Origin of the sequence: Nocardia miyunensis NBRC 108239, assembly GCF_001613065.1 — a bacterium.
In the GTDB taxonomy this organism is placed as follows: Bacteria; Actinomycetota; Actinomycetes; order Mycobacteriales; family Mycobacteriaceae; genus Nocardia; species Nocardia miyunensis.
In genome coordinates this window covers 20,691-28,977 of the sequence record NZ_BDBQ01000094.1, presented here as the reverse complement: position 1 = coordinate 28,977, position 8,287 = coordinate 20,691, and the positions used below count along the sequence as shown (strand labels likewise).

General features: G+C 67.1%; 9 protein-coding genes. 2 read left to right on the top strand and 7 right to left on the bottom strand.

Translation table 11 applies throughout. The annotated features are described in order from the left end of the window. Nucleotides 1-247 precede the first annotated feature (247 nt). Nucleotides 248-565, top strand: a complete 318-nt coding sequence (locus NM2_RS36975) for a hypothetical protein (RefSeq protein ID WP_067679212.1) — start codon at nucleotides 248-250, stop codon at nucleotides 563-565. Here NM2_RS36975 and NM2_RS36970 read toward each other — a convergent pair. The 4 genes from NM2_RS36970 to NM2_RS36955 all read right to left on the bottom strand — a co-directional run bounded on the left by NM2_RS36970 (nucleotide 559) and on the right by NM2_RS36955 (nucleotide 3,529). Next, on the bottom strand, nucleotides 559-849 hold the full coding sequence (locus NM2_RS36970; protein WP_067679209.1) for a ribosomal L7/L12 family protein: 291 nt from the start codon (nucleotides 847-849) through the stop codon (nucleotides 559-561). The two genes, NM2_RS36975 and NM2_RS36970, sit on opposite strands and share 7 nt — an antisense overlap. Nucleotides 850-879: 30 nt before the next feature. Then, a complete protein-coding gene (locus NM2_RS36965; protein ID WP_067679205.1) occupies nucleotides 880-1,668 on the bottom strand; it encodes an oxidoreductase in 789 nt (262 codons plus the stop codon). A gap of 68 nt (nucleotides 1,669-1,736) precedes the next feature. Continuing rightward, nucleotides 1,737-2,312, bottom strand: coding sequence for a TetR/AcrR family transcriptional regulator (locus NM2_RS36960; protein WP_067679202.1), 576 nt, complete (start codon nucleotides 2,310-2,312; stop codon nucleotides 1,737-1,739). 32 nt (nucleotides 2,313-2,344) lie between these two features. Next, entirely contained in the window at nucleotides 2,345-3,529 is a 1,185-nt protein-coding gene (locus tag NM2_RS36955) for an MFS transporter (protein ID WP_067679199.1), read from the bottom strand. A 68-nt stretch (nucleotides 3,530-3,597) separates the two neighbouring features. On the opposite strand from NM2_RS36955, the gene NM2_RS36950 reads away from it, so the two are divergent. Beyond that, on the top strand, nucleotides 3,598-4,038 hold the full coding sequence (locus NM2_RS36950) for an acyl-CoA thioesterase (protein WP_067679196.1): 441 nt from the start codon (nucleotides 3,598-3,600) through the stop codon (nucleotides 4,036-4,038). A 436-nt stretch (nucleotides 4,039-4,474) separates the two neighbouring features. Here the strand turns inward: NM2_RS36950 and NM2_RS36945 are convergent, their stop codons facing one another. The 3 genes from NM2_RS36945 to pdhA all read right to left on the bottom strand — a co-directional run bounded on the left by NM2_RS36945 (nucleotide 4,475) and on the right by pdhA (nucleotide 8,159). Beyond that, entirely contained in the window at nucleotides 4,475-5,818 is a 1,344-nt protein-coding gene (locus tag NM2_RS36945; RefSeq protein WP_067679230.1) for a dihydrolipoamide acetyltransferase family protein, read from the bottom strand. A 134-nt stretch (nucleotides 5,819-5,952) separates the two neighbouring features. Further along, nucleotides 5,953-6,933 carry an alpha-ketoacid dehydrogenase subunit beta gene (locus NM2_RS36940; RefSeq protein ID WP_067679193.1) on the bottom strand — a complete coding sequence of 327 codons (981 nt, stop codon included), beginning with the start codon at nucleotides 6,931-6,933 and terminating at the stop codon, nucleotides 5,953-5,955. Further along, nucleotides 6,930-8,159, bottom strand: coding sequence for a pyruvate dehydrogenase (acetyl-transferring) E1 component subunit alpha (gene pdhA, locus NM2_RS36935; protein WP_084531953.1), 1,230 nt, complete (start codon nucleotides 8,157-8,159; stop codon nucleotides 6,930-6,932). The genes NM2_RS36940 and pdhA overlap by 4 nt, the downstream gene beginning before the upstream one ends. Between the last annotated feature and the right edge of the window lie 128 nt (nucleotides 8,160-8,287).

Below are 8,287 nucleotides of genomic sequence, written 5' to 3'. Positions count from 1 at the left end.
GTAGGGAATTCACGCTACGGCCCGCACCGGACAATCCGGTGCGGGCCGTTCGCGTATCCGCTCGGCATCATCGTAACGGTGACAGCTCTCGCCGCGTCGACCGATCATTCGGCACCCGCCCCGGCCACAGTCGGAAGGGTGATGTCACCCGTGGGGTGTCTCGCCGCTGAACGCGTTCTGCGTTGCGTAGGCTATCGGCTGAATCACTTCGCGGAGGCGAAGCCGACATTCGAGTGAAGGGGGCACGGTGGCATCGAACGACAATCTCGATATTCCAGCGGCAGTGGCTGATTCGGCGATCTTCGGTACGCCGCATCAGACACCGGACGGCGCCACGGTGATCACGGTCGCCCGGCCCGGCGGACGATTCCGTAGCGGGCCTCGCCCACTGGGCGCGATCGTCGTCCAGGACGGCGACTCCAAATGGATACCGGCCACCGACGAAACCCGAATCACCTTGCTGGCCTTGCTGATCGGTTTCTCGGCCGCGACGCTGGCCTGCGCAGCGGTCCTGCGTCGCCCGCCGTGGCCGGATCTGACCGTCACGGTCGACAAGACTCAGTAGTGCGGCCGCTCCCGGGCCTCCACCGCATCCTTGGCCTCCTTCAGTGAGGTCCCGGGCAGCATCTCCCGGTAGAGCTTGATGGCGTGGATCTTCTTGCCCTGCGCCAGTAGCGCATCGATCTCGGCGATGCTCGCGCCGGACAGGGCTGCGGGCCCGGACATCGGCCGAGTCGGTGAATCCGGCGGCGGCGCAGGCGAATCGGTGATTTCCAAATGCCGCATGATGAGATCGAGCTTGTACTCGATGCGTTGCAACCTGCGTTCCAGCCGCCGATTCTCGAACATCACCGAACTCTAGCGGTTCGGACCCGGCGGTTAAACGACTTTCAGGGTGCCGCCGTCGATGACGTAATCCGCACCCAGAATGTTCCCCGCGCGTTCCGAGACCAGGAACGCCACCAGCGCACCGACCTCCTCCGGTTCGGTGATCCGGTCCGAGGCTATGCCGAACTCCCGTGGGAGGGCGGTCAGGAACTCCTCGTGGCCGACGCCGCTGACCTCGGCCAACTTCGCGCCGAAACGGCCGGGTTCGCGCCACAGCGGGGTGCCGACGACGCCCGGGGACACCGTGTTCACCCGCACCCCGCGCGGCCCGAACTCTTCGCTGATCCGCTTGGAGAACGAGGTCAGCGCGGCCTTGGCTTCGCTGTAACCGACCGGACCGGCAGCGGGCAGATGGGCGTTGATCGAGGAGATGGTGACGATCGCACCGCGACGTTCGATCAGACTCGGCAGCGCCGCCCGGGTGGCCCGGACCGCGCTCATCAGGTTGAGTTCGAAGAGCCGGTCCCACTGCTCGTCGCCGATGTCGAGGAATCCGCCCAGCGTCATCTGCTCGACGTCGCCGCCGCCCACATTGTTGATCAGGATATCGATCCCGCCCAGTTCCGCATGTGCGGCGTCGAACAGTGTGGTGATGCCCTCGGTGGTGCTCAGATCGGCGGAAATTGCTGCGACACTGTACTTTTCGAGTTCCGCCGTGACCTTGCGCGCCCCGCCGACGACGCGCACGCCCTCCTCGGTCAGCGTCTGCGCGACGGCCAGGCCGATGCCGCGACTCGCGCCGGTGACCACCGCGGTCTTGCCGTTCAACTGGAGATCCATGGAATTGCCTTTCTTGAACTATGGGTCAAAAACTAGGGCAGCGAAAAGCGCTGCGGTGCAAGGGAAATTCAGAGCGTGCTCAGGGCGGTATCGATGATGCCGTGCAGAACCTTCAGGTCGTAGCTCTTGGCCATGACGCGCAGTCCGGCGATGGTGTTCATCAGGAACTCCGCGGCGGCGCGGGGGTCGGTGTCCCGGGCGACGTCGCCGTCGCGGCGACCCTGGTCGATCCGGTCGGCCAGGGCGGTGAGGTTGTGTTCGGTGATCGCTGTGATGATCCGGCGGATATCGGCGTCGTGTCCGGACAGTTCCAGTGCCGTATTGGCGACCAGGCAGCCGCGCCGCGCCGGATCGGCCATTTCGGCATCGACCAGGTGTCGCAGGTATGCGCCAACGACTTCGCGAGTGCTCCCGGGCCGGGACATGTACTCGGCGGTCAGGTCGATGCCCATCCGGTCGTAACGCTCGAGCGCCCGCTCGAACAATTCGCGTTTACTGCCGAAGGCGTTGTACAGACTGCCCTTCGCCAGGCCGGTGGCCTCGGCGAGCTGCGCGGGGGAGGTGTTGGCGTATCCATTGATCCAGAACGCCTCCATCGCGCGATCGACGACGGTGTCGTCCTCGAAGGTGCGCGGTCTACCCATGACATGAACGATAAGCGTTCTGGACCTGTAGGTCAAGAACTGGGTGCGACGATCCGGGCGGAGGCCGCGCACACCAGGATCAGCACGAGCGGGAAGATCAGCGCCGCGGTCAGCGAACCCAGGTCCGCGAGCCAGCCGATCACCGACGGACCGGCCAGGAAACCGAGATAGCCCAGGCCGAAGACCCGAGACATATCCGTCGCGGCCGACCGGGTGCCGAGATTGCCCGCGGCACTGAAGATCTGCGGCACGCCACCGGCGAGGCCGATCCCCAGCAGGGCCCAGCCAAGCAGGGTTGGAACCAGCCAGATCGACGAGACTACGAGCGCCAATCCGACGGCTGCGAGCACCGCGCCCCAGCGCACCACCGCCACGCGACCGAATCGTGCGCTGACCCGGTCGGCGGTGAATCGGCCCGCGGTCATCGTCGTGGAGAACGCGCCGAAGGCCAGGGCGGCGGTGGCATCGCTGACGCCCAGATGATCGCGCGCTTGCAGGGCGCTCCAGTCGTTGGCCACGCCCTCGGTCAGCAGGAAGCCGAAGGCGATGGCGGCCAGGGCGAGCACCCGCAGTGACGCGGACCGTCGCACTCCCGGCGGCTCGGCGGAGTCCTCGATGGATGTTGTTGCGCCGGAATCGGATTCGCCGCGCGGCAGCAGTCTCGGGATGCACAGCGCCAGCATGAGCAGCCCGATTGCGCCGGCGGCGGTCATGGTGATGCGAATATCCCAGCCGCGATGCATCGTCGCCGCGCCGACCAGCGATCCGGCCAGTCCGCCACAGGAGAACATCGCGTGGAACGCCGACATGATCGGCCGTGGATAGGCTCGCTCGACCTGTACCGCCTGCGCGTTCATCGAGACGTCCAGTGCGCCGTTGCCGGTGCCGAACAGCAGCAGCGCGACCGCCAGCGTCAGCGGGCCGGTCGCGAAGGCGGGGCCGAGCACCGCGAGCGATATCCACGTCCCGGCGACGGCCACCAGTGTTCGGCTGCCGAACCGGTCGGCCAGCGGTCCGGCGGCCTGCATTCCGGCGATGCCGCCGAGTGCCACCAGCAGGATCAGCAATCCCAGCGTGCTCTTGGATACTTCGGTGCGCTGGGTGATCACCGGAATGTGCACCACCCACATGGAACACAGGAATCCGTTCAGGCCGAACACTCCGAATACGGCGGCCCGCGAGATCCGGACCCGGGGAATCAGTGTCGAAGCGCCCATCGCAACAACTGTATTGGTCACCGCGGAGGGATGTCCGGCTCTACCGGGCGGATGGTTACTGTTTGACCGTGACTACTGCGCAGGATTATCCGGTGCTCTGGCCGGTACCGACCCGGTGGGCGGACAACGACCACTACGGTCACGTCAACAATGTGACGTACTACTCGTACTTCGACACCGCGGTGAACGCCTGGCTGATGCACGCCACCGGCACAGACATCCGCGACCTGCCCGCCATCGGGGTGGTCGCGCGGACCTCCTGCGATTTCCACGGATCCCTCAGCTTCCCCGACCAGTTGCGCGTCGGCCTGCGCGTCGGCCGCCTCGGCCGTTCCAGCATCACCTACGAACTGGCCATCTTCCGCGAGGCCGGTGATGCTCTGGAACTCGCCGCGACCGGCGGTTTCGTGCACGTCTACGTCGACAACGAGACCCGCAAGTCGGTCGAGATCCCGGCCGTCATCCGAGAAGCCGCCACCGCACTGGTCGTTGAACCGAAAACCGTTTGAGGCCACTCCCACAGTGCCGCATTCCGTCCCCGGCCCCCGCAACGGCTCCTTCGCGTGAGCTGTCGCCACGCTGCCTGTCAGCCGACAACGACACATCCTTGACCGTTGACCGTTGACCGTTGACCGTTGCTTGTTGCTTGTTGCTTGTTGCTTGTTGCTTGTTGCTTGTTGACCGTGAGGTGCGTGCTCTACCGGCCCCGCACGGAGCGAGCCTTCGAGCGACCGTTCGCGGCCGGCTCGCCGATGAGCACTCGAAGCGCATGGGCGAAGCCCGAGTCTCGAGTGGTCATCGGCGAGCCTTGGGGGCCGCGAACACGCCGGAGCGAAGCGGAGGCAATCGAACACAGCGCATGGGCGAAGCCCGAGTCTCGAGTGCTCAGCGGCGAGCCTTGGGGGCCGCGAACACGCCGAAGCGAAGCGGAGGCCAAAGATACAGTCAGATCCGGCCCAATAAGGTCAGCGGATCTTCCAGCAGTGATGCGACCGTCGCCAGGAAACGTGCGCCGAGTTCGCCGTCGATCATTCGGTGGTCGAAGCTCAGGCCCAGGGTGGTGACCCAGCGGACAGCGAGTTCGTCGCGGTAGACCCACGGTTGTTTGCGGATCGAACCCAGGCACAGGATCGCGCCCTCGCCCGGATTGACCAGCGGCACACCGACATCCACGCCGAAGACGCCCACATTGCTGATGGTGAAGGTGCCGCCGCGCAGATCCGCGGGCGTGGCCGAACCGGCGCGGGAGATGTCGGCGAGCCAGCCGATCTCCCGGCACAGCTCGCGCAGGCTCAGAGTGTGCGCGTCCTTGACGTTCGGCACCAGCAGCCCGCGTTCGGTGGCCACCGCGATCCCGAGGTGCACATAGTGCTTGGTGACGATCTCGTGGTTCTCCTCGTCCCAGAACGAGTTGACGCCCGGGAATTCGGCCATCGCCACCAGCGTCGCCTTGGCCACCAGCGCGAGCGGGGTGAGCGTCAGGCCCATGAACGAATCGGTCGTGCGCAGATGGTCGAGCAGTTCCATCGAAGCGGTGAAATCCGTCGTGACGAACGCGCTGGCCTGCGGAATCGTCCGGGCGCTCGCGAGCATGGCGGCGGCGGTGCGTTTGCGCACCCCGGTCACCGGGACGCGGGTCTCGCCGGAGCTCGGGGTCGGCCGGATGACGCCGCCGTCCGGGCGCATCGTGGGCACCGTGGGCATGCTGGGGCGCGGAGCATTGGGCAGCGCCTCGTCCTCGGGGCGCACTCGATTCACCGGCGCGGACACCGGCACCGCGTGCCGCACATCCTCCACGGTGACCGCCCCGCCCGGTCCGGAACCGGCGACGAAGGCCAGATTGATGCCGAGTTCGCGGGCCAGCGCGCGAGCGCCCGGTGTGGCCGCGGGGCGATCCGGATACGCCGGTGCGGGCAGCTGCTGCGTGATATCCGGTGAATCCTGAACTGTCACATCGGGATTCGACCGCTTCCGGGTGCGACGCGAGGTCGTCTCCTCGTTCGGTCCGTAGCCGACCAGCACCGACCGACGCTCACTCGGCGCGGCCGCCCCGCGATCGCTGCGCACCCGGATCAGCGGCGCGCCCACCGCCACCGTGTCGCCCGGCGCGGCCAGCAGTTCGGTGACCTGACCGGAGAACGGACACGGCAGCACCACCTGCGCCTTGGCCGTCTCGACCTCGGCGATGGTCTGATTCAACTCGACCGGATCGCCCACCGACACCGCCCAGGAGACCAGTTCCGCCTCGGTCAACCCCTCGCCCAGATCGGGCAGCCGGAACTCGAGCACCCGCGCGTCGTCGGTGTCGTTCGGTAGGGGATCCTCCGCGCTCGCGCGGGTGGTCTCCTCCGGGCTCCGGCCGGTCGGCCGTGGGTCGTGTGTGGCAGCGTCGTCCAACGGGCACCTCTGTTCGAACGGGCGGATCAGGCGGCAAGCGTTCGGTCGACCGCGTCCAGGATGCGATCGGGGTCGGGCAGGTGGTGCCGTTCGAGCTTAGCCGGGGGATACGGGATGTCGAAGCCTCCGACGCGCAGAATCGGTGCTTCTAGCTGGTAGAAACAGCGTTCGGCGATGCGTGCGGCGATCTCCGCGCCCAGTCCGGCGAAGACCGGCGCTTCGTGCGTGATGATCAGCCGTCCGGTGCGCAACACCGAATCCTCGATCGTGTCGAAGTCGATCGGGGAGAGGCTGCGCAGATCGACGACCTCGAGTGAACGCCCCTCCCCGGCGGCGATCTCGGCGGCCGCCAGCGCGGTGCGGACCATACCGCCGTAGGCGACGACCGTCGCATCCGAACCCGCGCGGCGGATACGGGCCCGCTCCAGCGGATACGGGTCCCGGTCCAGGGCGGCGAAGTCGACCTCGGCTTTGTCCCAGTAGCGGCGTTTGGGTTCGAGGAAGATCACCGGATCGTCCAGCGAAACGGCCTGGCGGATCATCAGATAGGCGTCGGCCGGGGTACTCGGCGAGACCACGCGCAGGCCCGCGGTGTGCGCGAAGTACGCCTCTGGCGATTCGGAATGATGCTCCACCGAACCGATCCCGCCGCCGAACGGGATGCGAATCGTGATGGGCGCGAGGACTTTTCCCGCCGTCCGGTAGTGGATCTTGGCGACCTGGGAGACGATCTGGTCGAAGGCCGGATAGACGAATCCGTCGAACTGGATCTCGCACACCGGCCGATAGCCGCGCAGTGCCATGCCGAAAGCCGTTCCGACGATGCCGGATTCGGCCAGCGGCGTATCGATGACCCGGTTGTCGCCGAAATCCTTCTGCAGGGTGTCGGTGACCCGGAAGACGCCGCCGAGACGGCCGATGTCCTCGCCCATCAGCACGACCTTGGGGTCGTCCTCGAGGGCCCGGCGCAGCCCGAGATTGAGTGCCGCCGCGAAGGTGCTGGTCATGGCCGTACTCCTTCCAGATACGCGGTGTACTCCCGGCGTTCCCGCTCCACCAGTGAATGCGGGGTGGCATAGACGTGTTCGAACAGCTCGGTCGGTTCGGGATCGGGCATGTCGATGGTCGCGGTGCGCAGCCGAGCGCCGACCTCGTCCGAGCGTTCTCGTACCTGTTGTTCGAAATCGCTGTCCCACAAGGCTTCTCGTTCGAGCAACCGGCGGATTCGGTCGATCGGATCGCGGCGCTGCCACAACTCGGTCTCGGCGGCCGAGCGGTAGCGGGTCGGATCGTCGGCGGTGGTGTGCGGGCCCATCCGATAGGTGATCGCCTCGATGAACGACGGGCCCCCGCCCGCGCGGGCCCGCGCCACGGCCTGCCTGGCCACGGCCAGAACCGCCAGGACATCGTTGCCGTCGACCTGGATGCCCGGTATGCCGTAACCGTAGGCCCGCCGCGCGATCGGGGTCGCGCTCTGGACCCGCACCGGTTCGCTGATTGCCCAGTGGTTGTTCTGGCAGAAGAACACCACCGGCGCACTCCAGGAGGACGCGAAGCCCAGCGCCTCGGCGATATCGCCCTGACTGGTCGCGCCGTCGCCGAAATAGGTGATCACCGCGATCTCCGCGCCGTCCAGATGGGCGGCATAGGCGTAGCCGGTGGCGTGCAATCCCTGCGAGCCGACCACGATGGCCGGATTGGTCATGTTGATCTGCGCGGGATCCCAGCACGAATGCGCCACGCCACGCCACAGACGGGTGATCTGCGCCGGATCGACGCCGCGGCAATAGGCCACGCCCGCCTCGCGGTAACTGCAGAACACGTAGTCGTCGGGGTGCAGGGCGTGCGCGGAACCGATCTGCGACGCCTCCTGCCCCAGCAGCGGCGGCCACAGGCCCAGCTGGCCCTGGCGTTGTAGTGCGGTCGCCTCGGTATCGATGCGACGGGCGACGACCATGTCGAGATAGAGCTGCCGTAATCGAGTCGGGCCGATGTCGGCGACCAGGGCCGCGTGCTCGCGATCGAGGACGCGGCGGCCGTCGGGCTGGACCAATTGCACGGGGTAGGCGATCTTCTCCGGCGGGCTCGCCGTGGCGGTGACGATGCCGGTCGAGATGGCGTTCGCGGTGATCGCGTCAGTGGCGATCGCGCTGGTGGGGATCGTGTCGGTTGCGGTGTCACGAGCGGTGGGCGTGGCCCGGGTCGCGGGCGATGCCGTGGAGGTGGTGGGCATGAGTGCCGCCTTCCTGAAACGTAGCCACTCCGGTACGTTTGCCTGCCTGGCATGTCGCCGGTCCGGGATCTCCGGGCCGTGCGAGGAAGCGATGTGCTCTACATCACAGCATCCACGATTGGGCGACT

Excerpts from the sequence above, each read along its gene's own strand:
- NM2_RS36970 (WP_067679209.1), bottom strand. The coding sequence starts at position 849 with ATGTTCGAGAATCGGCGGCTGGAACGCAGGTTGCAACGCATCGAGTAC.
- NM2_RS36965 (WP_067679205.1), bottom strand. The coding sequence starts at position 1,668 with ATGGATCTCCAGTTGAACGGCAAGACCGCGGTGGTCACCGGCGCGAGT.
- NM2_RS36960 (WP_067679202.1), bottom strand. The coding sequence starts at position 2,312 with ATGGGTAGACCGCGCACCTTCGAGGACGACACCGTCGTCGATCGCGCG.
- NM2_RS36955 (WP_067679199.1), bottom strand. The coding sequence starts at position 3,529 with ATGGGCGCTTCGACACTGATTCCCCGGGTCCGGATCTCGCGGGCCGCC.
- NM2_RS36940 (WP_067679193.1), bottom strand. The coding sequence starts at position 6,933 with ATGACCAGCACCTTCGCGGCGGCACTCAATCTCGGGCTGCGCCGGGCC.
- pdhA (WP_084531953.1), bottom strand. The coding sequence starts at position 8,159 with ATGCCCACCACCTCCACGGCATCGCCCGCGACCCGGGCCACGCCCACC.